The sequence below is a fragment of the Microbacterium sp. EST19A genome (assembly GCF_019969685.1).
Taxonomy (GTDB): Bacteria; Actinomycetota; Actinomycetes; order Actinomycetales; family Microbacteriaceae; genus Microbacterium.
In genome coordinates this window covers 83,415-106,897 of the sequence record NZ_JAHXYZ010000003.1, presented here as the reverse complement: position 1 = coordinate 106,897, position 23,483 = coordinate 83,415, and the positions used below count along the sequence as shown (strand labels likewise).

General features: G+C 67.0%; 22 protein-coding genes. 10 read left to right on the top strand and 12 right to left on the bottom strand.

What is annotated here, in order from left to right:
* Positions 1 to 121 precede the first annotated feature (121 nt).
* The 3 genes from LC452_RS18215 (at position 122) to LC452_RS18205 (ending at position 2,378) form a co-directional block, all read left to right on the top strand.
* Positions 122 to 610 (top strand): hypothetical protein, encoded by a 489-nt coding sequence (locus tag LC452_RS18215; RefSeq protein ID WP_223627912.1) that lies wholly within the window; start codon positions 122 to 124, stop codon positions 608 to 610.
* Positions 611 to 1,017: 407 nt separating this feature from the next.
* A complete protein-coding gene (locus tag LC452_RS18210) occupies positions 1,018 to 1,413 on the top strand; it encodes a hypothetical protein (RefSeq protein ID WP_223627911.1) in 396 nt (131 codons plus the stop codon).
* Between the two features lie 29 nt (positions 1,414 to 1,442).
* Positions 1,443 to 2,378 carry a 5'-3' exonuclease gene (locus tag LC452_RS18205; RefSeq protein ID WP_223627909.1) on the top strand — a complete coding sequence of 312 codons (936 nt, stop codon included), beginning with the start codon at positions 1,443 to 1,445 and terminating at the stop codon, positions 2,376 to 2,378.
* A gap of 12 nt (positions 2,379 to 2,390) precedes the next feature.
* Here LC452_RS18205 and LC452_RS18200 read toward each other — a convergent pair whose 3' ends face one another.
* Entirely contained in the window at positions 2,391 to 3,377 is a 987-nt protein-coding gene (locus LC452_RS18200) for a PHP domain-containing protein (RefSeq protein WP_223627907.1), read from the bottom strand.
* A 2-nt stretch (positions 3,378 to 3,379) separates the two neighbouring features.
* A complete protein-coding gene (gene trpD / locus LC452_RS18195; RefSeq protein ID WP_223627905.1) occupies positions 3,380 to 4,450 on the bottom strand; it encodes an anthranilate phosphoribosyltransferase in 1,071 nt (356 codons plus the stop codon).
* A gap of 192 nt (positions 4,451 to 4,642) precedes the next feature.
* On the opposite strand from trpD, the gene LC452_RS18190 reads away from it, so the two are divergent.
* From LC452_RS18190 to LC452_RS18165, 6 genes are all read left to right on the top strand, one after another.
* Positions 4,643 to 5,296, top strand: coding sequence for a heme-copper oxidase subunit III (locus LC452_RS18190; protein WP_223627903.1), 654 nt, complete (start codon positions 4,643 to 4,645; stop codon positions 5,294 to 5,296).
* 20 nt (positions 5,297 to 5,316) lie between these two features.
* Positions 5,317 to 6,120: a c-type cytochrome gene (locus LC452_RS18185; protein ID WP_223627901.1), complete on the top strand. Its 804-nt coding sequence runs from the start codon at positions 5,317 to 5,319 to the stop codon at positions 6,118 to 6,120.
* A 36-nt stretch (positions 6,121 to 6,156) separates the two neighbouring features.
* A complete protein-coding gene (locus LC452_RS18180; RefSeq protein ID WP_223627899.1) occupies positions 6,157 to 7,233 on the top strand; it encodes a ubiquinol-cytochrome c reductase iron-sulfur subunit in 1,077 nt (358 codons plus the stop codon).
* Positions 7,230 to 9,044, top strand: coding sequence for a cytochrome bc complex cytochrome b subunit (locus LC452_RS18175; RefSeq protein WP_223627897.1), 1,815 nt, complete (start codon positions 7,230 to 7,232; stop codon positions 9,042 to 9,044). The genes LC452_RS18180 and LC452_RS18175 overlap by 4 nt, the downstream gene beginning before the upstream one ends.
* Before the next feature lie 380 nt (positions 9,045 to 9,424).
* Complete coding sequence (locus LC452_RS18170; RefSeq protein ID WP_223627895.1) at positions 9,425 to 9,571, top strand: hypothetical protein; 147 nt, start codon at positions 9,425 to 9,427, stop codon at positions 9,569 to 9,571.
* Between the two features lie 84 nt (positions 9,572 to 9,655).
* A complete protein-coding gene (locus tag LC452_RS18165; protein WP_223627894.1) occupies positions 9,656 to 10,075 on the top strand; it encodes a rhodanese-like domain-containing protein in 420 nt (139 codons plus the stop codon).
* A gap of 71 nt (positions 10,076 to 10,146) precedes the next feature.
* On the opposite strand, the gene LC452_RS18160 is transcribed toward LC452_RS18165, so the two are convergent.
* From LC452_RS18160 to LC452_RS18140, 5 genes are all read right to left on the bottom strand, one after another.
* Positions 10,147 to 10,581, bottom strand: a complete 435-nt coding sequence (locus LC452_RS18160) for a cytochrome c oxidase subunit 4 (protein ID WP_223627892.1) — start codon at positions 10,579 to 10,581, stop codon at positions 10,147 to 10,149.
* A gap of 3 nt (positions 10,582 to 10,584) precedes the next feature.
* Positions 10,585 to 12,318 (bottom strand): cytochrome c oxidase subunit I, encoded by a 1,734-nt coding sequence (gene ctaD / locus LC452_RS18155; protein ID WP_205814192.1) that lies wholly within the window; start codon positions 12,316 to 12,318, stop codon positions 10,585 to 10,587.
* A 3-nt stretch (positions 12,319 to 12,321) separates the two neighbouring features.
* Positions 12,322 to 13,218 carry a cytochrome c oxidase subunit II gene (coxB, locus tag LC452_RS18150; RefSeq protein WP_223627890.1) on the bottom strand — a complete coding sequence of 299 codons (897 nt, stop codon included), beginning with the start codon at positions 13,216 to 13,218 and terminating at the stop codon, positions 12,322 to 12,324.
* A gap of 96 nt (positions 13,219 to 13,314) precedes the next feature.
* Positions 13,315 to 13,683 carry an iron-sulfur cluster insertion protein ErpA gene (gene erpA, locus LC452_RS18145; protein WP_223627888.1) on the bottom strand — a complete coding sequence of 123 codons (369 nt, stop codon included), beginning with the start codon at positions 13,681 to 13,683 and terminating at the stop codon, positions 13,315 to 13,317.
* Positions 13,684 to 13,754: 71 nt separating this feature from the next.
* Entirely contained in the window at positions 13,755 to 15,176 is a 1,422-nt protein-coding gene (locus LC452_RS18140) for a dipeptidase (protein ID WP_223627886.1), read from the bottom strand.
* A 46-nt stretch (positions 15,177 to 15,222) separates the two neighbouring features.
* Between LC452_RS18140 and LC452_RS18135 the strand changes: the two genes are divergently transcribed.
* Positions 15,223 to 15,792, top strand: a complete 570-nt coding sequence (locus LC452_RS18135) for a DUF3043 domain-containing protein (RefSeq protein WP_223627884.1) — start codon at positions 15,223 to 15,225, stop codon at positions 15,790 to 15,792.
* Here the strand turns inward: LC452_RS18135 and LC452_RS18130 are convergent.
* The 5 genes from LC452_RS18130 to dnaE all read right to left on the bottom strand — a co-directional run bounded on the left by LC452_RS18130 (position 15,767) and on the right by dnaE (position 23,463).
* The gene (locus tag LC452_RS18130; protein WP_223627882.1) at positions 15,767 to 16,804 is read right to left on the bottom strand and encodes a quinone-dependent dihydroorotate dehydrogenase; all 1,038 of its coding nucleotides are present in this window, start codon (positions 16,802 to 16,804) and stop codon (positions 15,767 to 15,769) included. The genes LC452_RS18135 and LC452_RS18130 overlap by 26 nt on opposite strands.
* Before the next feature lie 10 nt (positions 16,805 to 16,814).
* Positions 16,815 to 17,285, bottom strand: a complete 471-nt coding sequence (nrdR, locus tag LC452_RS18125) for a transcriptional regulator NrdR (protein WP_223627880.1) — start codon at positions 17,283 to 17,285, stop codon at positions 16,815 to 16,817.
* A gap of 10 nt (positions 17,286 to 17,295) precedes the next feature.
* Complete coding sequence (gene hisD, locus LC452_RS18120; protein WP_223627878.1) at positions 17,296 to 18,600, bottom strand: histidinol dehydrogenase; 1,305 nt, start codon at positions 18,598 to 18,600, stop codon at positions 17,296 to 17,298.
* A 1-nt stretch (position 18,601) separates the two neighbouring features.
* Positions 18,602 to 19,873 carry a hypothetical protein gene (locus LC452_RS18115; protein ID WP_223627876.1) on the bottom strand — a complete coding sequence of 424 codons (1,272 nt, stop codon included), beginning with the start codon at positions 19,871 to 19,873 and terminating at the stop codon, positions 18,602 to 18,604.
* A 71-nt stretch (positions 19,874 to 19,944) separates the two neighbouring features.
* Positions 19,945 to 23,463: a DNA polymerase III subunit alpha gene (dnaE, locus tag LC452_RS18110; protein ID WP_223627874.1), complete on the bottom strand. Its 3,519-nt coding sequence runs from the start codon at positions 23,461 to 23,463 to the stop codon at positions 19,945 to 19,947.
* Positions 23,464 to 23,483: the final 20 nt, after the last annotated feature.

Genomic DNA, 23,483 nt, shown 5'->3' with positions numbered 1-23,483 from the left:
TTATCAGAAGTACGGATGCCGGTGGGACTCGTGTTTCGCGATTCTGGCCTGTGGATAACTCCTGCGCGCTGTTGCCGCGTCGGGCTACCTTGACCGGGTGAATCTGCCTCGCTCTGTGTCTGTGCCGATCATCGCGCTCGCGTTGATGTGCCCCGCGCTCGTCGGGTGCTCCCCCACGCCGGAACCCACGCCAACGCCGACTCCGGCGTTCGCGTCTGAGGAAGAGGCGTTCGCGGCGGCGGAGGAGACGTACAGGGCGTACAACGAGGCAGGCAACACAACCGGAGACGGTATCGACTTTCTTACGGGATCCGCACTGGAGGGCGAACTCGCAACGACCCGCTATCTACAAGAGAACGGTCTAACACTCGAAGGAGCGAGCGAGATCGAGTCGTTTACTGGGCTTGAGATCGACGTCGGGGCCGCCAACGTGGTCATCCAAGCACGTGTCTGCGTTGACGTGTCGAATGTGGTCGTCTTGAACCGATCGGGAGATGACGTGACTCCGATAGATCGCGTCGACTTACTAGCTCTTGATGTGACATTCGTCAGAACCGAGACTGAGCTCCTGATCGCTAAGTCAGAAGCTGTCGGAGACCCCACTTGCTGAGGCTTCGCGCCACCGGGTTACTACTCGTGCTGGTGCTCCCACTGTTCCCGGGCGTCTTGAAAGCTGGGTGCACCGAAGCGATGGGTAAGGCAGGACTCTGCACCTCGAGCGACGGCACCAAGCTCACAGTCGGCGGCTCGATACCCGTCCCCGGATCTAAGCCCGGTTCATCGCCGATCGGGAATGGCTCCCCGGGCGATCAAGGCCCGCCCGCTCCGCCCCCTTTCAAGTTGTGCGAGCGATCGATCACACACCTCCGCGTCTGCCCTCTGACGCCAGGCCCGGTTGATCCGACTGCTCCGCCGAGCGATCCCGGCGTTGCCCCGATCACCCTCACCGACCTCGCACAGTTCGCCCCCGATCCGGTCGCGGCCATCGGCGAACCCGCCAACCTCGGCGTAGCCGGCATGCCGACGAACTTCGTCGCTGCGGCATCCGCCCATATACGCACCGGCGCTCTCTTCGGCATCCCGGTCACCGTGCGGTTCACTCCGGTCGGATATGACTTCCGCTACGGCGACGGCGACACGGCGTCCACGACCACCGGCGGTCAGACCTGGTCGGCGCTCGGCCAGGCGTCGTTCACTCCCACCGCCACCAGTCACATCTATCGCGAGCGGGGCACATACGACGCGAGCGTCACGGTCCGCTACACGGCCGAGGTCGACCTCGGCACCGGATGGTTCCCGGTCGAGGGACAGCTCTCCATCGACGGCCCTCCTCAGCAGATCCGCATCTTCGAGGCGCACACCGCCCTCGTCGCACGGACCTGCGTCGAGCAACCCACAGCACCCGGGTGCTGAACGTCGCCGGTCGTCGTTACTCTGAGTCCATGCCCCGCGCCGACCGCCTCATGCTGCTCGACACCGCAAGCCTCTACTTCCGCGCCTTCTACGGCGTTCCCGACAAGGTGACGGCGCCCGACGGCTCCCCCATCAACGCGGCCCGCGGTCTGCTCGACATCATCGCGAAGCTCGTCACCCTGTACGAGCCCACGCACGTGATCGCCTGCTGGGACGACGACTGGCGTCCGCAGTGGCGAGTCGATCTGATCCCGAGCTACAAGGCGCACCGCGTCGTCGAGGTCGTTCCCGCCGGGCCCGACGTCGAAGAGGTCCCCGACCCGCTCGAGGCGCAGATCCCGCTCATCCGCGAGACGCTCGGAGCCATCGGCATCCCGATCATCGGCGTCGCCGAGCATGAGGCCGACGACGTGATCGGCACGCTCGCCTCGAACTCCGCCATTCCGGTCGACATCGTCACCGGAGACCGCGATCTGTTCCAGCTCATCGACGATGCACGTGACGTGCGGGTCATCTATACGGCCAAGGGCATGAGCAACCTCGAGATCGTCACCGACGCGACCGTCGTCGCGAAATACGGAGTGCTCCCCTCGCAGTACGCCGACTTCGCCACGATGCGCGGCGACGCCTCCGACGGACTGCCCGGCGTGGCCGGCGTCGGAGACAAGACCGCAGCCACACTGCTCCAGGCCCACGCCGACCTCGAAGGCATCCGCGCCGCTGCGGAGGCCGGAGAGGGAATGAGCGCCGGAGTGCGGGCGAAGATCCTCGCCTCGACCGCGTACCTCGATGTCGCACCGACCGTCGTCGCCGTCGCGAAGTCTCTGCCCATCACCGATCCGGGCATCCCGCTGCACGAGCTCGACCCTGCCGAGGCAGACGCCGCGACAGCCCTCGCCGACAAGTGGAACCTCGGAGGCTCGATGACCCGCGCCGTCGCCGCCGTCTCGAACGCAGCCGGCTGACTCAGTCCCGAGTCACTCCGCCCAGGACAGGAGCCTCTCGAGGCCCCAGGTCGTGACGATCCGCGACGCCGGAACCCCCGCGTGCTCCGCGCGCTCGGCGCCGTGATCGAGGAGCGACAGCTGCCCGGGGGCATGGGCGTCCGAGTCGATCGAGAACAGGCATCCGGCCTCGAGGGCGATCGCGATCAGGTCATCCGGAGGATCCTGCCGCTCCGGCCGGGAGTTGATCTCCACCGCGACACCGTTCTCTGCACAGGCGGCGAACACGGCAGCCGCGTCGAACTCCGACTGCGGACGAGTCCCCCGGTCGCCCTGGACGAGCCGCCCGGTGCAGTGCCCCAGCACGTTCACCCGCGGGTGCGACACAGCGGCGATCATGCGCGCGGTCATCGGGCGCCGGTCCATGCGCAGTTTGGAATGCACCGAGGCGACGACGATGTCGAGCTCCGCGAGGAGCGAATCCTCCTGGTCCAGCGACCCGTCGTCGAGGATGTCGACCTCGATCCCGGCGAGCAGCGTGAACCCGTCACCCGACTCCGCTCGCACCAGGGGCATCTGCTCGCGCAGCCGCTCGGCCGAGAGCCCTCGCGCCACCCGCAACCTCGGGGAATGGTCCGTGATCGCCTGATACTCGTGTCCCTGGGCCCGCGCCGCCGCCGCCATCACCGGGATCGACGTCGTGCCGTCCGACCAGTCCGTGTGCGCATGCAGATCGCCGCGCAGCTTGGCGCGCAGCTCGGAGACGATCTCCGGCTCGACATCGCCACGGAGCTCGACGAGATAGTCCGGAACCTGGCCGGACTGCGCCTGGCGGATGACGGCGAACGTCGACTCGCCGATGCCGCGCGCCGCCCGCAGCCGGGTCGGATCCGCCTGCACGTCGTCGGGGAGATCCTGCAGCGTCTGCGCCGCCTGGCGGAACGCCTTGGCGCGATACCGCGACGCGCGCTCGCGCTCCAGCAGAGAAGCGATCTCGAGCAGCGCGTCGACGGGATCCATGATCACTCCGCGCGGGAGGCCAACTCGCGGCTCACGCCGATCCACTCGTCCAGCTTCGCGAGTGCACGGCCGTCGTCCACAGCAGCAGCAGCGCGCTCATACCCTTCACGAAGACGCTCGAGGATCGGACGCTGCACCTGCCCGGCATCCTGCGACAGCTCGAACGCGACGATGCCGGCCGCGGCGTTGAGCAGGACGATGTCGCGCACCGCCCCGGATTCTCCGGCCAGTGTTCGGCGGAGGATCTCGGCGTTGTGCTGCGGAGAACCGCCGATCAGATCCGCGAGCTCCGCGATCGGGATGCCGAGATCGCGCGGATCCAGATCGTGCTCGTGGATGTCACCGCGGGTGACCTCCCAGATCCGGCTGTGACCGGTGGTGGTGAGCTCGTCGAGCCCGTCATCGCCACGGAACACCAATGCGGTCGCGCCACGGGTGCGGAACACGCCCGTGATCAGCGGCACGCGCTCGATCTGCGCGACGCCGACGGCGTTCGCCTCGGCGCGCGCCGGGTTGCAGAGCGGTCCGAGCATGTTGAAGACGGTCGGCACACCCAGCTGGGCGCGCACCGGACCAGCGTGCCTGAAGCCGGGGTGGAAGGCACCGGCCCACGCGAACGTTATCCCCGTGCGATCGAGGATGGATGCCACGGCCGCGGGGTCGAGCGACAGCTCCAGTCCCAGCGCCCCGAGGACGTCGGAGGCGCCCGACGCCGAGCTCGCGGCGCGATTGCCGTGCTTGACGACCGGGATTCCCGCGGAGCCGACGATGATCGCTGCGGTCGTCGACACGTTCACCGTGCCGACGCGGTCTCCACCGGTACCGACGATGTCGAGCACGTTCGGCGAGACGGGAAGCGGAACGGCAGCCTCGAGGATCGCATCGCGGAAGCCGACGATCTCGTCGATCGTCTCTCCCTTCGCACGGAGCGCGACGAGGAACCCGGCGAGCTGCGCCTCGGTGACGCTCCCCTGCATGATCTGGCGCATGGCCCACGTGGACTCCCAGACGGTGAGGTCGCGGCGCTCCAGAAGAGAGGTGAGCACATCGGACCAGGTCAGGGAATCAGCCATGTGTGCGATCCTATCGGCGCCGAGAAAACGTGCAGACGGATCATGACGCGCGCCCGTTGCGCGAGCATCCGGCGTTTCCCGCGTATTCACCGAGGATTCGCAGTGTTTTCTTAGGGTCCCCTAAGTCGGAGAAGGGCAAAACGAGGGCCCCTGGTGCAAGAATCACCCCCGAGGATCGGACATAATGGAAGGGTGACGACCTCAGCGACGTATGCCCCGGCGGCGAGAACGATCAAGCGGCCCAACCCGGTAGCTGTCGGCACCATTGTGTGGCTCGGCAGCGAGGTGATGTTCTTCGCGGGACTCTTCGCGATCTACTTCACTCTCCGCAGCACCTCACCCGAGCTCTGGGCTGCCCGGACCGAGCTGCTGAACGTTCCGTTCGCAGCAGTCAACACCGCGATCCTGGTGCTCTCCTCGTTCACCTGCCAGATGGGTGTGTTCGCCGCGGAGGACCTGCAGCCGTACCGGCTCGCCAAGGGCAAGAAGAACGGCGCAGGCCGTCACCGCATCTTCGGCTGGGGCATGGTCGAGTGGTTCTTCCTCACCTTCGCCCTCGGCGCGATCTTCGTCTCCGGCCAGGTGTGGGAGTACGCACAGCTGGTCGCTGAGGGCATGCCCATCAGCGCCGACTCCTACGCGTCGGCGTTCTACCTGACCACCGGCTTCCACGCCCTGCACGTCACCGGCGGGCTCATCGCCTTCCTGCTCGTGATCGGCCGCGCGTACGCCGTCAAGAACTTCCGGCACAAGGAGGCGACCTCCTCGATCGTGGTGTCCTACTACTGGCACTTCGTCGACGTCGTCTGGATCGTGCTGTTCCTCGTTATCTACTTCCTGAAATAAGAGCGGAGCTGATCCCCGAGATGGCACGAGAGAAGAAGCGCCGTTCCGGCGGTCGTCGCAGCCCTTTGGCGGCGGCCGCGCTCATCGGAGCAGGCCTCATGATCACCGGCGCGGTGTACGCCGGTGCATCCGCCGCGTTCGCGGCGACCGACACACAGGCTGCTGCATCGACCCAGCTGACGGTCGAGGACGGCGAGAAGCTGTTCACGGCCAACTGCGCCACCTGCCACGGTCTCGACCTGCAGGGAACGGCCGACGGCCCGAGCCTCTATGGCGTCGGCGAGCTGGCGGCAGAGTTCCAGCTCTCCACCGGCCGCATGCCGCTGCAGATGCAGGGACCGCAGGCCCCGCAGAAGACGCCGCAGTTCACCGAGGAGCAGATCCGCGCGATCGCCTCTTACGTGCAGTCGGTCGCTCCCGGCCCGACCTACCCGAGCGCTCACACGATCGACGGCGAGGGCGATGTCGCGAAGGGCGCGGAGCTGTTCCGCGTCAACTGCGCGATGTGCCACAACGTGTCGGCCGCCGGTGGTGCCCTCACCGAGGGCAAGTACGCCCCCGGTCTGACCGAGACCAGCGCGCTGCACATGTACGCGGCGATGGTCACCGGCCCGCAGAACATGCCGGTCTTCGGCGACATGAACCTGTCCGACGAGGACAAGCGCGACATCATCTCGGCTCTGCTCTTCCAGCAGAAGGCCGTGCCGGTCGGCGGCTTCACCCTCGGCAACCTCGGCCCCGTGTCCGAGGGACTGTTCGTGTGGATCTTCGGCATCGGCGCGCTCGTCGCCATCACCGTGTGGATCACGGCGAAGTCCAACTGACGCTTATTCATCGAAGAGGAACGTACGAGGATCACCATGGCACACGACGACGACTCGCAGGCTCTTGACAGGGCCTTCGTGCCCTCTCCGGGGCTGGGTGTCGCAGTCAGCGATCCCGCGCAGAACCCGGGATTGCCGCCGCACCGCGAGCGGATGACCGACAAGGACCCTCGCGCCGAGAAGACCGCGGACCGCACGGTCTACACGCTGTTCTACCTCTCGCTCGCCGGCAGCATCTGGGCGGTCGCCGCCTACATGCTGTTCCCGATCGAGAGCGGCGCGCTCATCGACATCCGGCAGAACAACCTCTTCATCGGTCTGGGCATCGCGCTCGCGCTGCTCTCCATCGGCATCGGTGCGATCCACTGGTCGAAGGCGCTGATGTCCGACAAGGAGCACATCGAGTACCGCCACCCCACCCGTGGCAAGGACTCGACGCGCGAGGCCGCCATCAAGGCCTTCTCCGACGCGAACCAGGAGTCCGGTTTCGGACGCCGCTCGATGATCCGCAACTCGCTGTTCGCCGCGGTCGTCGCCTCGATCATCCCGGGTGTCACGCTGTTCCGCGGCCTGGCCCCGCACTCCACGCCCGACGACCCCACTGCGGGCGACCCGGTGGTGCTGCTCAAGCACACGATGTGGGAAGAGGGCTCCCGCCTCGTCCGCGACCCCGACGGCACGCCGATCCGCGCGGCGGACGTCACCCTCGGGTCCGCGTTCCACGTGATCCCCGAGGAGCTCGCCGACCTCAGCCACCACGACGGCTACCTCGAGGAGAAGGCGAAGGCCATCGTGCTGATGATGCGCCTGCGCCCCGAGCAGCTCATCGAGGCCGAGGACCGCAAGGACTGGTCGTACGACGGCATCGTCGCCTATTCCAAGGTCTGCACGCACGTCGGCTGCCCCGTCGCCCTGTACGAGCAGCAGACCCACCACCTGCTGTGCCCGTGTCACCAGTCGCAGTTCGACGTCACGGACCACGCCAAGGTCATCTTCGGCCCGGCGGCTCGTCCGCTGCCGCAGCTGCCCATCACCGTCGATGACGAGGGCTACCTGGTCGCACGCAGCGACTTCACGGAACCCGTCGGCCCGAGCTTCTGGGAGCGCCATTGAGCACCGCAACGCTGTCCAAAGACGACAAGGACGAGAAGGCGCCCCTCGGCGGTCGCTTCGTCGGCGCCGCGTCGAACTACATCGATGAGCGCACCAGCCTCTCGGGCTTCGTCAAGGAGCTCGGTCGCAAGATCTTCCCGGACCACTGGTCCTTCATGCTCGGTGAGATCGCGCTGTGGAGCTTCGTGGTCGTGTTCCTCTCCGGAACCTTCCTGACGTTCTTCTTCCAGGCCTCCATGGTCGAGACGCACTACACGGGCGCCTACGCCCCGATGCGCGGCATCGAGATGTCGGCGGCCCTCGAGTCGTCGCTGCACATCTCGTTCGACGTGCGCGGCGGCCTCCTGGTCCGCCAGATCCACCACTGGGCGGCTCTCGTGTTCATCGCCGGCATCGGCGTGCACATGCTCCGCATCTTCTTCACCGGTGCGTTCCGCAAGCCGCGTGAGCTGAACTGGGTGATCGGCTTCGTGCTCTTCATCCTGGCTCTGGCGGAGGGATTCACGGGCTACTCGCTCCCCGACGACCTGCTGTCGGGCAACGGCCTCCGCATCATCGACGGCATGGTCAAGGGCATCCCGCTCATCGGCACGTGGACCTCGTTCATCGTCTTCGGCGGCGAGTTCCCCGGCACCGACATCGTCGGCCGCCTCTACACGCTGCACATCCTGCTGCTGCCGCTGCTGGTCATCGGTCTGATCGTGGTGCACCTGATGCTCATGATCGTGAACAAGCACACGCAGTTCGCCGGCCCCGGCCGCACCAACGACAACGTCGTGGGCTACCCGATGATGCCGGTGTACATGTCGAAGATGGGTGGCTACCTGTTCATCGTGTTCGGCACCATCGTGCTGATCGCGACGTTCTTCCAGATCAACCCGATCTGGGCGTACGGACCGTATGACCCCTCCCCCGTGTCCGCCGGTACTCAGCCTGACTGGTACATCGGATTCGCGGACGGCGCGCTCCGCCTGGCTCCGTCGAACCTCGATCTGGTGCTGTTCGACCGGACCTGGTCCTTCGGCATCCTGCTCCCGCTCGTGGTGCTCGGACTGTTCATCGTCATCGTGGCGATCTACCCGTTCCTCGAGGCGTGGCTCACGGGCGACAAGCGCGAGCACCACATCGCTCAGCGCCCGCGCAACGCCGCGACCCGCACCGCCATCGGCGTCGCCGGTGTCATCTTCTACGCCGTCCTCTGGGCTGCAGCATCGTCCGACCTCATCGCGACGCACTTCATGCTCACGATGGAAGGCGTGATCCACACGCTGCAGGCGCTGCTGTTCATCGGACCGGTCCTCGGGTACTTCGTCGCCAAGCGCATCTGCATCGCGCTGCAGAAGAAGGACCGCGAGATCGTGCTGCACGGCTTCGAGTCGGGCCGCATCGTCCGCCTCCCCGGTGGCGAGTTCATCGAGGTGCACCAGCCGGTCGACCAGTACGACCGCTGGAAGCTCATCGACGTCGACGGTTACGAGCCGCTGGTGGTGCGCCCGAACGCCAAGGGTCGTATCCCGTGGACCGAGAACCTCCGCTCGTCCATCTCGCGCTGGTTCTTCGAGGACCGTCTCGCCCCGCTCACGCAGGCTGAGATCGAGGAAGCGGATGCTCACCAGCACCACGTGACCGCGCAGAACGAGGAGACCGAGGCCGCCGAGATCCAGGGCGCTCACGAGCGTGCCGGAGCTCCCGACGCACCGCTCTCGGTCAGCGAGACGCATGTCGAGGAGACGGCGAACACTCCGAGCACGGTGATCTCCACGCAGCCCGTGAAGAAGCCGCGCAAGAAGAAGTCGGAGGAGAGCGAGTAGTCATCGCTCCCCCATCGATGAAGGCCTCGTCCGATCCGGACGGGGCCTTCGTCGTCGGCTCCGTCGCGAACAGGGAACGCTGTGAAAGGATCGGACCGTGTCCTCCCCGTCGCGACGAGCATCCACAGCGACGCGCGTTCGTGCAGCTCTCCCGGACGATGCTGCAGCACTCGAGGCGACGAGGTCGCCGCTGACACCCTCGTCATCGATCGCTTCGGCGCGATCGACTGGCCTCCCCCGACCGGCGCCGACGAAAGGGCACATCTCCCCGGATTCATCCTCATCGCAGAATCGGCAGAGGATGACGCGTCGTCGACGCCGCTCTGGCGGAGGCTCGGGACCGAGGCCATGCGCTCGTCACTCTGCGGACTTACGCGGACGTGCCCTGGAACGCCCCGTTCTACGCCTCCTGCGGCTTCACGGAGAGCGAGCCGGACTCCGACTTCCTCCGAGAGCTGATCGTCACGGAGGACGCGCTGCAGCTGTCACAATACGGGCGACGCGTGCAGATGAGCGCAGCCCTCTGAAGGCGTCTGACACTGTCAGGAATCCGGCGACAGACGACAGTATCGCGCTGAGGGGCCGAGACCTCCCGCGAATAGGCTGAGCACATGATCGATCGTGCCGACTTCTTCGCCGCCAAGCTCGCCTACGAGACCGACGCCAGTGACGTCCATGCGGCTCTGAAAGCCGGTGACGAGCTGGTCGTGATCGATGTGCGCTCCGACGAGGCCTGGGCGCAGGGACGCGTCGCCGGCGCCGTGCACATGCACTACAGCGAGATCGCCACCAGAGCGCCTCAGGAGATCCCCGTGGATGCCGAGGTCGTCGTGTACTGCTGGAGCCCCGGCTGCAACGCGGGTGCGAAGGGCGCTCTCGAGTTCGCGAAACTCGGCTACCGCGTGCGCGAGATGATCGGCGGCTTCGAGTACTGGGTCCGCGAGGGCTACCCGGTGCAGGATGCCGACGGCATCCACCACCGCCCCGTCGATCCGCTCACCGGCGTGGCACGCATCCGCACGCGCGCCTGAGCGACTCCGCACACACCACACACGAAGAAGGCCCCCGGACGAATCCGGGGGCCTTCTCGGTGCAGCTGAACTCAGCGGGCGAAGTGACCGCGGTAGTACTCGTAGACCCAGCCGACGATCGCGACGACGAAGATCGCCAGCCCGATCGGGAGCAGGAAGTGACCGACCGCAAGACCGACCACGAACACCGCGGCCGAAGCGGCCAGCACCATCGGCCACCAGGACCAGGGGCTGAACTCGCCGAGCTCGGGGTCGCCGTCGTCGATGTCTGCCGTCAGGATGTCTTCGGGCAGCTCACCCTGCTGTGCCGAGTGGGTGCGGTCGAGGTAGAACGCGATCATCGCACCCATGAAGGCCGCGAAGAACAGGGCGACCGTGCCGACCCACTCGATCCGCATCGCGAAGTTCTCGTTCGGGGTGGCCAGGATGTGCCAGCCCGTGTAGACGACGCCGACGAGAGCGAAGAAGGCGGTCAGGATCCACCAGAGAATGACGTTGTCGCGCATGACTTAGTGGGCCTCTCGCTCGCCGGGCGCGGTGGTCGCGAACTCGGCTGCCTCGGGGTGGTTCAGATCGAAGGCCGGACGCTCGCTGCGGATGCGCGGGATCGACGTGAAGTTGTGACGCGGCGGCGGGCAGGACGTCGCCCACTCGAGCGATGCGCCGTATCCCCACGGGTCGTTGACCGTGACCTTCGGAGCCTTGCGCGCCGTGATCCACACGTTCAGGAAGAACGGGAGCATCGAAGCGCCGAGGATGATCGCACCGATCGTCGAGACCTGGTTCTGCCAGGTCCAGCCGTCGGCCGCCGAGTAGTCCGCGTAACGACGCACCATGCCGTCGACACCCAGCCAGTGCTGGATGAGGAACGTCATGTGGAAGCCGATGAACAGCATCCAGAAGTGCACGTAGCCGAGGCGCTCGTTGAGCATGCGCCCGGTCCACTTCGGCCACCAGAAGTAGAAGCCGGCGAACATCGCGAACACCACGGTGCCGAAGACGACGTAGTGGAAGTGCGCGACGACGAAGTACGAGTCGGACAGTGCGAAGTCGAGCGGCGGCGCCGCGAGGATGACGCCGGTCAGCCCACCGAAGACGAACGAGACCAGGAAGCCGAGGGCGAACACCATCGGCGTCTCGAACGTCACGGAGCCTCGCCAGAGCGTGCCGATCCAGTTGAAGATCTTCACACCCGTCGGCACCGCGATGAGCATCGTCATCAGGGCGAAGAACGGCAGCAGCACAGAGCCGGTGACGTACATGTGGTGCGCCCAGACGGCGACCGAGAGAGCAGCGATCGCGATCGTCGCGTAGACGAGCGTCTTGTACCCGAAGATCGGCTTGCGGCTGAAGACCGGGAAGATCTCGGACACGATGCCGAAGAACGGCAGCGCGATGATGTACACCTCGGGGTGACCGAAGAACCAGAACAGGTGCTGCCAGAGCAGGACACCGCCGTTGGCCGGGTCGTAGATGTGGGCGCCGAGGATGCGGTCGGCCGCTGCGGCGAAGATCGCCGCGGCCAGCACGGGGAACGCCATCAGCACCAGCAGGCTCGTGATGAGCGTGTTCCACGAGAAGATCGGCATGCGCCACATGGTCATGCCCGGGGCGCGCATCGTGATGATCGTGGTGATGAAGTTCACTGCGCCGAGGATCGTTCCGAAACCGGAGATACCCAGTCCGACCATCCACAGGTTTCCACCGACACCTGGCGTGAACGACGCACTGGCGAGCGGCTGATAGGCGAACCAGCCGAACGAGGCCGCACCCTGCGGAGTCAGGAAGCCGGCGACCGCGATGGTCGAGCCGAACAGGAAGAGCCAGAAGGCGAAGGCGTTCAGACGCGGGAAGGCGACGTCGGGCGCGCCGAGCTGCAGCGGCAGGATCGCGTTCGCGAACCCGGCGAAGAGCGGCGTCGCGAACATCAGCAGCATGATCGTGCCGTGCATCGTGAACAGCTGGTTGTACTGCTCCTTCGTCGGGATGATCTGCATTCCCGGCGCGAACAGCTCGGCGCGGATGACGAGGGCCATCACACCGCCGAGGAGGAAGAACAGCACGGACGCGATCAGGTACATGTACCCGATGGTCTTGTGGTCGGTGGAGGTGATCCACTTGACGACGATGTTGCCCTTCTGCTCGACGCGCGAGGAGCTCATCAGAGCGGCCTGGCGGGCGGGCAGAGTCGTGGGTCGAGAGCGAGGGGCCTCATCGGTGCGGGGGGCTTCAGTGGTCGACATGGCTTACTCCTCTCCTTCCTCGGAGTCGTTCTCGGGCGTGGTTCCGGGGAAGTTCGTGAGACGGTCGTACTGATCCGTGATGTCTCCCGTGTTGCCCTTCTCCTTGAGCGTCTCGAGGTACGCGTCGTACTCGTCCTGCTCGACGACCTTCACGTTGAAGAGCATCATCGAGTGGTACTCGCCGCAGAGTTCGGCGCACTTGCCCTTGTACTCGCCGACACGGGTCGGGATGAACGACCAGGAGTTGTCCTTCCCGATGTACATGTCCTTCTTGTACAGGAAGTCGATGATCCAGAACGAGTGGATGACGTCGCGGGACTGCAGTTTGATCGTGACCTTCTGGTCGACCGGCAGCACCAGCGTGGGCAGCTGCGCCTGGTCGATGTTGCCTTCCGCGTCGGGCTGGGCCTGAACGCCCATCGTCCAGACGGTGTCATCGTCGGAATCGGCGTCGTACTGGAAGTCCCACGCCCACTGCTTGGCGATCGCGGTGACCTCGACGTCGGGGTCGTCCCACTGCGTCTCGATCGCGTTCTGATCGCGGGCGGTGAAGAAGAACATTCCCAGCACCAGGATGAGCGGCACGATCGTGTAGAAGATCTCGATCGGCATGTTGTAGCGCATCTGCACGGGAAGGCCGGTCTGGCCCTTACGGCGGCGGTACGCGATCGCTGCCCAGGCCATCAGGCCCCAGGTGATGACACCGACGGCGAGAAGAACGATCCAGGAGTTCACCCAGAGGGAGGACACTCGCTCGGTCTGGTTGGTGGCCGCAGGCTCACCCTCCACGAAGCCCGGCAGATAGCCGTTCAACTCAGTGGCAGTACATCCCGCCAGGGCCACGGCTGCCGCGACTCCCAGAGGGAGAGCGGCCCAACGAAGGCGGCGATTCGAGGGCACGATGCACCTTTCAGATTGCGGACAGGGCACACCCAAGTCTAGGGCAACCTCACACCTGATTCATGCCAACCACGCAGGTTGGCGGCGCCGTCCGGATCAGTGGAAGCTGTCGCCGCAGGCGCAGCTGCCGGCTGCATTGGGGTTGTCGATCGTGAAGCCCTGCTCCGAGATCGTGTCCTTGAAATCGATGGATGCACCGTCGAGATACGGGACGCTCATGTTGTCGACGATGACCTCGACACCGTCGAAGTCGACGGTCTCGTCGCCTTCGAGGTAGCGCTCGTCGAAGTAGAGCTGGTAGATCAGGCCGGAGCATCCGCCGGGCTGCACGGCGACGCGCAGACGCAGGTCGTCGCGACCCTCCTGCTCGAGCAGGTTCTTGACCTTGACGGCAGCGGCGTCGGTGAGGCTGATGCCGTGCGCGTGGGTGGTGGTCTCCGGGGAAGTCAGTGTGGTGTCGCTCATGTCGCTCCTTGTCACGGGGCCGCAGGGGCACGGCGTTCCCGGTAATTCTACCGCTGGTCGGACCGGAAGGCTCAGAGATCGCGCGCGTTCATCCTCGCGAGCATCAGGGCCTCGGTCGCGACGGCATGCCGGAACGTGTCGAGGTGGAGGGACTCGTTCGGGCTGTGGGCTCGGGAATACGGATCCTCGACCCCGGTGACGAGGATCTGCGCGGCCGGGAACTCGCGCACGAGATCGGCGATGAACGGGATCGAACCGCCGACGCCGAGGTCGACGGGCTCCACGCCGTACCCGTCCCGCATCGCGTCGCGCGTGAGGGCGACGGCCCAGCCGCTGGTGTCGACCAGGAACCCGTTGCCGAGATCCACGTCCGAGAACGTCAGCTCCGCGCCGAACGGGGCGTGCGCACGCAGGTGACGTTCGAGGGCCGCGTACGCGTCCTCCCCCGTCTGCCCCGGTGCGACGCGTGCGCTGATCACGACGGTCACCTCGGGAAGAAGTGTGTTGGATGCCGCGGCGACACTCGTCGCATCGATGCCGATCACGGTGATCGAGGGCTTGTTCCAGATGCGGCTGAGGATCGAGCCGTTCCCGATCGGCGTCGTGCCGGAAAGCAGCCCCGCCTCGTCGCGGAGCGTCTCCTCGGCATAGTCGGGCGTCGGCGCATCGCGCTCGGTCATCCCCTCGACCGCGACGGAGCCGTCCTGGTTCCACATGGTCGACAGCATCCGGATCGTCGTCATCATCGCGTCCGGGGCCGCGCCGCCGAACATCCCGGAGTGCGATGCGTGGTCGAGCGTGCGCACGCGCACCGTGAATCGCGCGTTCCCGCGCAGCGAGACCGTGAGACCGGGCGTCACCGAGTCCCAGTTACCCGAATCGGCGACCACGATCGCGTCGGCGCGCAGCGACTCCTTGTTGTCGGACAGGAACTGCGCGAAGGAGCGGGAGCCGTACTCCTCCTCGCCCTCGATGAACATCGCGATTCCCAGGTCGAGATCATCACCCAGCACCTCGCTGACCGCACGGATCGAGGCGATGTGCGCCATGATTCCCGCCTTGTCGTCGGCCGCACCGCGCCCGTAGAGGCGTCCGTCGCGCACCGTCGGCTCGAACGGAGGCGTCTCCCACAGCGCGTCGTCTCCGGGAGGCTGCACGTCGTGGTGCGCGTAGAGCAGGATCGTCGGCTTGCCGTTGCGGGCCGCCCGGGTCGCGAGGACCGCCGGCTGCCCGTGCTCGTCGGTGCCGGCGATCGCTGCACGCAGCACCCGCACCTCGTCGAACACCCCGGTATCCCGCGCCAGCGTCGCGACGGCATCCGCGCTGCGCTCCAGCTGCGTCTGGTCGAAAGCCGGCCATGCCATCCCCGGAATCCGGACCAGATGCCCCAGGTCCGACAGCGCCGACGGGATCCCCGTCGCCACTGCTTCGAGGACGGCTGCCTCGGATTCGCTGGACGGTGTCGACGGACCGGGGTGAGCAGAAGAGTTCATGCGAGTAATCTTAAGGTGATCCACCTTCAGCGAACCGAGGAACCTCGTGGCCACTACCCCTGTCTCCCCTTCGACGAACGACGACGCCGAGACGCCTGCCGTCGGCAAGGGTCGCGCGACGCCGACCCGCGCGGAGCAGGAGGCGGCCCGTCGCCGTCCTCTGGTCGCGAACACCAAGGAGGCCAAGGCGGCCGCCCGCGCCGAGCTCAGCGAGCGCCGTGCCCGCGCCCAGGCCGGAATGGCCGCCGGTGAGGAGAAGTTCCTCCCGGCCCGCGACAAGGGCGCGCAGCGCCGCTGGGTGCGCGACTACGTCGACGCCGGCTGGCACCCCGCCGAGTTCGTGATGGCGGTCATGGTGCTCGTCATCCTCGCCTCGCTGATCCCCGCGAACCTCGCGATCTCCTTCTACGCCTACATCGTGATGATGGGCTACCTGGTGATCGCGATCGGCGGCATGATCCTGCTCGGCTTCCGGGTCAAGCGCAAGGTCGCCGCCAAGTTCGGCGCCGAACGCATGGAGAAGGGTCTCGGCTGGTACGCCGGGATGCGGGCCCTGCAGATGCGCTTCATGCGTCTGCCGAAGCCGCAGGTCAAGCGCGGACAGTACCCCGACTGACCAGCCCCTTGTTGAGCTCGCGGCCCCAGAACGGGCCGCGGTAGAGGAACGCCGTGTAGCCCTGCACCAGGGTCGCCCCGGCATCCAGTCGCTCCTGCACGTCGGACGGGGTCTCGACTCCCCCGACCGCGATGATGCAGAAGTCCGCAGGCACGGCGTCGCGCACGACGCGGAGCACCTCGAGCGACCGCTGCTTCAGCGGAGCGCCGGAGAGGCCGCCGGCCCCGGCAGCCTCGACCGCCGCGTCATCCGTGAGCAGACCGTCGCGGCTGATCGTCGTGTTGTGCGCGATGATGCCGGCGAGGCCCTCCTCGACGGCCATCCGCGCGATGGCGGCGATCTCCTCGTCGGGGAGATCGGGCGCGATCTTCACGAGCAGCGGAGTGGAACCGGAAGCCTCGAGGACGGCCCGCAGCAGCGGCGCCAGCGTCTCGACGGCCTGCAGACCGCGCAGGCCCGGGGTGTTCGGCGAGGAGACGTTGACGGCCAGGTAGTCGGCGAGCGGGGCGAGCCTCGTCGCGGAGGCGACGTAGTCGGCGGTGGCGTCTTCGACGTCGACGACCCGGCTCTTGCCGATGTTGACGCCGATCACCGTGTCGGGGGCGCCGCGCCGGAGCTTCGCGAGGCGGCGCGCCACGGCATCCGCTCCCTGGTTGTTGAAGCCCATCCGGTTGATGACGGCACGGTCCGCGATCAGGCGGAACAGCCGCGGCTTCGGGTTCCCCTCCTGCGGGATCGCGGTCACCGTGCCCACCTCGACGTGCCCGAAGCCGAGCGCGGCGAGACCGCGCACGCCGACGGCGTTCTTGTCGAAGCCGGCAGCGATGCCGAAGGGCGACGGGAACGTCAGTCCCAGTGCCTCCACGCGCAGCGACGGGTCCGGCTTCGTCAGCGCACGTGTCACCGATGCGAACGGCGGCGCACCGAGCACACGGATCACCACCATGCCGGCGTGATGGGCGAACTCGGGATCGAAGCGCGACAGGACAGCGCGGAAGAGCAGCGGATACATCCCTGCCAGATTACCGGTCCGCCGGCTCCTGCTCCGCGTGGTCGGCGCGCAGATCGGTGATCGCGGACTCGAAGTCCTCCAGCGAGTCGAACGCCTGATAGACGCTGGCGAAACGGAGGAATGCCACTTCGTCGAGCTCGCGGAGCGGCCCGAGGATCGCCAGGCCGATCTCGTTCGTGTCGAGCTGCGAGACACCCGTCTGCCGGACAGCCTCCTCCACCCGCTGCGCGAGGATCGCGAGGTCGGCCTCGGTCACGGGCCTCCCCTGGCAGGCCTTGCGCACGCCAGAGATCACCTTCTCGCGGCTGAACGGCTCCATCACGCCGGAGCGCTTGATCACGTTGAGGCTCGCGGTCTCGGTGGTCGTGAAACGACCGCCGCATTCCGGGCACTGACGACGCCGTCTGATCGAGAGCCCGTCGTCGCTGGTGCGTGAATCGATGACGCGCGAGTCGGAATGACGGCAGAAGGGGCAGTGCATCTGACCGATCCTACGCGGTGAACCGCGCCTCGATCGCTTCGCCGTGCGCAGGCAGCACCTCGGCGTTCGCGAGCGCCACGACGCCTTCCCGCACCGCGGAGAGGGCCGCCCGGTCGTAGGAGATGACCTGCTGCGGGCGGAGGAACGTGTATGCGCCGAGGCCAGGGGCATAGCGCGCCTGTCCCCCGGTCGGCAGCACGTGGTTGCTGCCCGCCATGTAGTCGCCGAGGCTCACCGGGGTCTGATCGCCGACGAACACCGCGCCGGCGCTGGTGAAGGAGGATGCCGCTTCTTCGGCATCCAGGAGGTGGAGCTCGAGGTGCTCCGGAGCGTAGGCGTTGCTGAAGGCCGTGGCCATGGCACGGTCGTCGACGAGGACGATGGCCGACTGCGGGCCGTCCAAGGCCACGCGCACACGCTCGCTGTGCCGGGTCGCCGCAGCGAATCGCTCGACCTCGACCGCGACCTGCTCGGCGAGCGGCACCGAGTCGGTGACCAGCACCGCGGAAGCCTGCTCATCGTGCTCGGCCTGACTGACGAGATCGGCCGCGACGAGACGCGGGTCGGCGTCCGCATCGGCGACGATGAGGATCTCGGTCGCGCCGGCTTCGGAGTCGGTGCCGACCACGCCGGCCACCGCGCGCTTGGCGGAGGCGACGAAGTTGTTGCCGGGACCCGACACCACATCGACCGGATCGAGGCCGATCGACGTCACGCCCCAGGCGAGAGCGCCGATCGCGCCCGCGCCGCCGATCGCATAGACCTCGCTGATGCCGAGCAGACCGGCGGCCGCGAGGATCGTCGGGTGGATGCGACCGTCGTGGTCGGCCTGCGGCGGCGAAGCGAGGGCGATGTGCTGCACACCGGCGACCTGCGCCGGGACCGCGTTCATGATCACGCTCGACGGGTACACCGCCTTGCCGCCCGGGATGTACACGCCGGCGCGGGCGACCGGCTGCCAGCGCTGCAGAATCCGCGCGCCCGGTCCGATGTCGGTGGTCTGCGGGCCAGGCACCTGGGCCTCGGATCCCTGGCGCACACGGACGATCGCCTCTTCGAGGGCGGCACGCACGGCGGGGTCGACCGAGGCGAGAGCTTCGGCGATGTGCTCGGCGGGAACCCGCACATCGTGGCCGGTGACCCGGTCGAACTGCTCGGCCTGCTCGCGGAGCGCGTCCTCACCGCGGTCGCGTACGTCGTCGACGATGCGCGTTGCGATGTCGAGCGCTTCGGCGCGGGCCTGGGTGGCCCGGGGCACGGCCGCGAGCATGTCAGAGGGCGAGAGCTCGCGCCCTCGCAGGTCGATCGTTCGCATTTCAGCCCTTCGTGATGTCGGAGATCTCGTGGAGGTAGCCGATCCGGCCGTCGTCATGTCGGATGACGTAGGCCCCTCCTCGGTCTTCGATCACCAGCGCCCAGGCGTTCGGCCCGATGCGGAACAGCGGCTCGCCGCGCTCGTCGTGCACGTCGCGCTCGGTGGGCGCGAGGATCCAGAACGGCTGGGCGACGGGCGCAGCCTCGCGCGGGTTGGTCGCGTCGAGGTCGGCAGCGTCGAAAGCGGTCGTCTCGGGATCCCGAGCGTTGAAGTCGTGTGCGTCGAGGTCGTCCTCGGCGAAGGGCCGGTCGGCCTGGCTCTCGGCAGGTTCGACCCGGGCGGCCGTCTCCAGCAGCGACTCGATGCTGCCGGTATCGGAGACGATCTCCGGGTCGTCGCCACGCGACCGTCGGGAGTAGGTGGGAACGTACTCCTCGTCGGCGGTGACCGGCTCGGTGCCGGTGTCGCCACCGGACGCGTGGGCGACGAGCGGGACCTGGGCGGCGAGATCGAGTCGCGCCACCTCGTCGGTCGCCTGCTGCCCCGACAGCTCCGGATCGAACTGCACGGCGGGCGGAAGAACACTGGTCTCGGCATACGCGACCTCGACGACCGTCTCCGGCGCATCTCCCGTTCCCGGATCTCCGGCAGAATCTGCGCCGACGGCGACGGCATCAGCGGTCTCTGGGCGCTCCGGGCGCGGACGCGCGATGACGGGGCGGACGGGGTTCGCGTTGCGATGGGCGAGCGTGACGAGACGTCCGTGGAAGTCTTCCTTGAGTCCCGGGATGAGCGGGGCGAAGACGGTGAGCACGACCAGAGCGAGCGATGCGATCAGCAGCACGATCCCGTTCCAGGGAAGGCCCCAGAATCCGCCGTCGATGAGCGTTGCGACGGCGAGCCACAGCGTGCCGACCCAGACGGTCGCGGAGACCGAGAAGGCGACGGACGCGAACTGGTCGATGCCCAGCGATCCGACGCGGCGGATCCCGTCCGGCGAGAAACGTCGCAGCACCAGCAGGAACACCGCGGCCGTGGGCACTCCGATCGGCAGGATCCACTGGATCCCGACGGCCCACAGCGACAGCCCGCCGCTGAGGGGGAAAAAGGAGACGATGAAGGCCACCAGCCACACGCCCACGATGAGGAGTTCGCGCAGGGTGAAGCCGAGGATGCCGAATTCGGGGGTGACGTCCTCGTCGTAGAGGACGCCGTCCTCGTCGCTGAAGGCCGTGTCCTCGGCGTCCGACTGTTCGGGCAGATCCGTGCTCATGGTCGTCCTTTCGTCACGGTGCTCGACCGGGGCGTGGCGTGCAGCCCCCGACGGCTCACGATCCTACCTGCTCACCCCAGACAGGCGGGGCCGAGGAGCGACTTGAGGTCGCCGAAGAGGTCTGCCGACACCTTGACCGGCATCGGCACCTCGAAGACCTTCGCGCTGCCGCCGCGGTGCACCCGCAGCAGGACCTCGGTATCGCCGTTGTGGCGACGGAGGATCTCGGCGAGCTCGTTCATCACGCGCTCGGTCGCGCGCTGCTCCGCGAGAACCAGCGACAGCGGGCCGGCAGCGTCGAACGACCCGACATCGGGTGCGAACGCGGACTGCGCGTGCAGGTTCAGCCCGTCATCGCGTCGCGACACGCGCCCGCGAACGGCGAGGATCGAGTCCTGCTGGAGGATGTGCTGGAACTCGATGTACGTCTTGCCCATGAACATCACGGTCACCTCGCCGTTGAAGTCCTCGACGGTGATCATACCGTAGGGATTTCCGCTGGCCTTGGCGACACGGTGCTGCACGCTGGTCACGAGTCCTGCGACCGTCACCTGGTCGCCGTCCTGCATGTCCTCGGAATTGTTGAGGTCGTGGATGGAGATCGACGCGTGCTTGGCGAGCGGGACCTCGAGGCCGGCGAGCGGATGGTCGGACACGTAGAGTCCGAGCATCTCGCGCTCGAAGGCGAGCTTGTCCTTCTTGATCCACTCCGGGCGTGCGGGCACCTTGGCCGGCGCCACCTCTTCGGTGCCGTCGTAGAGGCTGTCGAAGTCGAAGCCGATGGCGCCCTGAGCCTCGTTGCGCTTGCGGTCGACCGCGGCCTCGACGGCATCCTCATGCACCTCCATGAGGGCACGGCGCGAGTCTCCCATCGTGTCGAAGGCACCCGCCTTGATCAGGGATTCCACGGTGCGCTTGTTCGAGACGTGCAGCGGCACCTTGTCGAGGAAATGGTGGAAAGAGTCGAAGCGCGCGTCTTTCCTCGCCTTGACGATGCCGTCGACGACGTTGCTTCCGACGTTGCGGACGGCGCCGAGACCGAAGCGGATGTCGTCGCCGATGGCCGCGAAGTAGTTGATCGACTCGGAGACATCCGGCGGCAGCACCTTGATGCCCATGCGACGGCACTCGTTCAGGTACAGCGCCATCTTGTCTTTGGAGTCGCCGACGCTGGTGAGCAGCGCGGCCATGTACTCGGCCGGGTAGTGTGCCTTGAGGTACGCGGTCCAGTAGGAGACGACGCCGTACGCCGCGGAGTGCGCTTTGTTGAAGGCGTAGTCGGAGAACGGCAGCAGGATCTCCCAGATCGCGTTGACCGCGCCGTCGGAGTATCCGTTGGCGTGCATGCCGGCCTGGAAGCCCTCGAACTGCTTGTCCAGCTCGGACTTCTTCTTCTTGCCCATCGCGCGACGGAGGATATCGGCCTGACCGAGCGAGAATCCGGCCACGCGCTGCGCGATCGCCATCACCTGCTCCTGATAGATGATCAGGCCGTAGGACTCGTCGAGAATGTCGGCGAGCGTCTCCTCGAACTCCGGGTGGATGGGGGTGATCGGCTGCGCGCCGTTCTTGCGGAGCGCGTAGTTCGTGTGGGAGTTCGCACCCATGGGCCCTGGACGGTACAGCGCGATGAGAGCCGAGATGTCGCCGAAGTTGTCGGGCTTCATGAGACGCATGAGCGAGCGCATCGGCCCGCCGTCGAGCTGGAAGACGCCGAGGGACTCGCCGCGCCCCAGCAGGTCGTAGGCCCCGCGGTCGTCGAGCGGGAGGTGCTCCAGGTCGAGCTCCTCGCCCCGGTTCATGCGGATGTTGTCGAGAGCATCCGAGATGATCGTGAGGTTGCGCAGCCCCAGGAAGTCCATCTTGATCAGCCCGAGGGACTCGCACGACGGGTAGTCGAACTGCGTGACGATCTGGCCGTCCTGCTCGCGGCGCATGATCGGGATGATGTCGAGCAGCGGCTCGGACGACATGATGACGCCGGCCGCGTGGACGCCCCACTGGCGCTTCAGTCCCTCGAGCCCGAGCGCGCGGTCGAAGACCGTCTTCGCCTCGGGATCGGTCTCGATGAGCGCACGGAACTCGCTCGCCTCTTTGTAGCGCTGGTGGGACGAGTCGAACATGCCGTCGAGCGGCATGTCCTTGCCCATGACGGGCGGCGGCATCGCCTTGGTCAGGCGCTCCCCCATGCTGAACGGGAATCCGAGCACGCGTCCGGCATCCTTGAGGGCCTGCTTGGACTTGATGGTGCCGTACGTGACGATCTGCGCGACGCGCTCGGAGCCGTACTTCTGGGTCACGTACTCGATGACCTCGCCACGACGACGGTCATCGAAGTCGACGTCGAAGTCGGGCATCGAGACACGGTCCGGGTTGAGGAAGCGCTCGAAGATGAGGCCGTGCTCGAGCGGGTCGAGGTCGGTGATCCGCATGGCGTAGGCGACCATGGAACCGGCGCCGGAACCACGGCCGGGACCGACGCGGATACCGTTGTCCTTCGCCCAGTTGATGAAGTCGGCGACGACGAGGAAGTAGCCGGGGAAGCCCATCTGCAGGATGATGCCGGTCTCGTACTCGGCCTGCTTGCGCACCTTGTCTGGGATGCCGTTCGGGTAGCGGTATTGCAGGCCGACCTCGACCTCTTTGATGAGCCAGCTGTCCTCGGTCTCGCCGTCGGGAACGGGGAACCGCGGCATGTAGTTCGCGGCCGTGTTGAACTCGACCTCGCAGCGCTCCGCGATCAGCAGCGTGTTGTCGCACGCCTCGGGGTTGTCGCGGAAGAGCTGGCGCATCTCGGCGGCGGTCTTGATGTAGTAGCCGTCGCCGTCGAACTTGAACCGGTTGGGGTCGTCGAGCGTCGAGCCGGACTGCACGCAGAGCAGCGCCTCGTGCGCGTCGGCCTCGTGCTGGTGCGTGTAGTGCGAGTCGTTGGTGCCGACCAGCGGGATGTTCAGATCCTTCGCCAGTCGCAGCAGGTCGGTCATCACGCGACGCTCGATGGAGAGCCCGTGGTCCATGATCTCGGCGAAGTAATTCTCCTTGCCGAACAGATCCTGGAATTCCGCGGCCGCCGCGCGCGCCGCGTCGTACTGGCCGAGGCGCAGGCGGGTCTGGATCTCGCCCGAGGGACACCCTGTCGTCGCGATCAGGCCCTTGGAGTAGGTCTGGAGCAGCTCGCGGTCCATGCGCGGCTTGAAGTAGTAGCCCTCCATGCTCGACCGGGAACTGAGCCGGAAGAGGTTGTGCATGCCCTCAGTGGTCTCGCTCCACATCGTCATGTGGGTGTACGCGCCCGAGCCGGAGACGTCGTCGCTCTTCTGGTCGGGCGAGCCCCACTGCACGCGCGACTTGTCGCTGCGGTGCGTTCCCGGGGTGACGTAGGCCTCGAGCCCGATGATGGGTTTCACGCCCGCCGCGTTCGCCGCTTTGTAGAACTCGAAGGCGGCGAAGGTGTTGCCGTGATCGGTCACCGCGATGGCCGGCATGCCGTAATCGGCGGCCGCCTGGGTCATCGCCGCGATCTTCGCCGCACCGTCGAGCATCGAGTATTCGCTGTGCACATGGAGGTGGGCGAAGGAGTCGGATGCCATGCCTTCGAGTCTACGGCGGA

Coding starts and splice junctions, on each gene's coding strand:
- LC452_RS18210 (WP_223627911.1), top strand. CDS start 1,018: ATGCCGACGAACTTCGTCGCTGCGGCATCCGCCCATATACGCACCGGC.
- LC452_RS18205 (WP_223627909.1), top strand. CDS start 1,443: ATGCCCCGCGCCGACCGCCTCATGCTGCTCGACACCGCAAGCCTCTAC.
- LC452_RS18200 (WP_223627907.1), bottom strand. CDS start 3,377: ATGGATCCCGTCGACGCGCTGCTCGAGATCGCTTCTCTGCTGGAGCGC.
- trpD (WP_223627905.1), bottom strand. CDS start 4,450: ATGGCTGATTCCCTGACCTGGTCCGATGTGCTCACCTCTCTTCTGGAG.
- LC452_RS18185 (WP_223627901.1), top strand. CDS start 5,317: ATGGCACGAGAGAAGAAGCGCCGTTCCGGCGGTCGTCGCAGCCCTTTG.
- LC452_RS18180 (WP_223627899.1), top strand. CDS start 6,157: ATGGCACACGACGACGACTCGCAGGCTCTTGACAGGGCCTTCGTGCCC.
- LC452_RS18165 (WP_223627894.1), top strand. CDS start 9,656: ATGATCGATCGTGCCGACTTCTTCGCCGCCAAGCTCGCCTACGAGACC.
- LC452_RS18160 (WP_223627892.1), bottom strand. CDS start 10,581: ATGCGCGACAACGTCATTCTCTGGTGGATCCTGACCGCCTTCTTCGCT.
- ctaD (WP_205814192.1), bottom strand. CDS start 12,318: ATGTCGACCACTGAAGCCCCCCGCACCGATGAGGCCCCTCGCTCTCGA.
- erpA (WP_223627888.1), bottom strand. CDS start 13,683: ATGAGCGACACCACACTGACTTCCCCGGAGACCACCACCCACGCGCAC.
- LC452_RS18140 (WP_223627886.1), bottom strand. CDS start 15,176: ATGAACTCTTCTGCTCACCCCGGTCCGTCGACACCGTCCAGCGAATCC.
- LC452_RS18130 (WP_223627882.1), bottom strand. CDS start 16,804: ATGTATCCGCTGCTCTTCCGCGCTGTCCTGTCGCGCTTCGATCCCGAG.
- nrdR (WP_223627880.1), bottom strand. CDS start 17,285: ATGCACTGCCCCTTCTGCCGTCATTCCGACTCGCGCGTCATCGATTCA.
- hisD (WP_223627878.1), bottom strand. CDS start 18,600: ATGCGAACGATCGACCTGCGAGGGCGCGAGCTCTCGCCCTCTGACATG.
- LC452_RS18115 (WP_223627876.1), bottom strand. CDS start 19,873: ATGAGCACGGATCTGCCCGAACAGTCGGACGCCGAGGACACGGCCTTC.
- dnaE (WP_223627874.1), bottom strand. CDS start 23,463: ATGGCATCCGACTCCTTCGCCCACCTCCATGTGCACAGCGAATACTCG.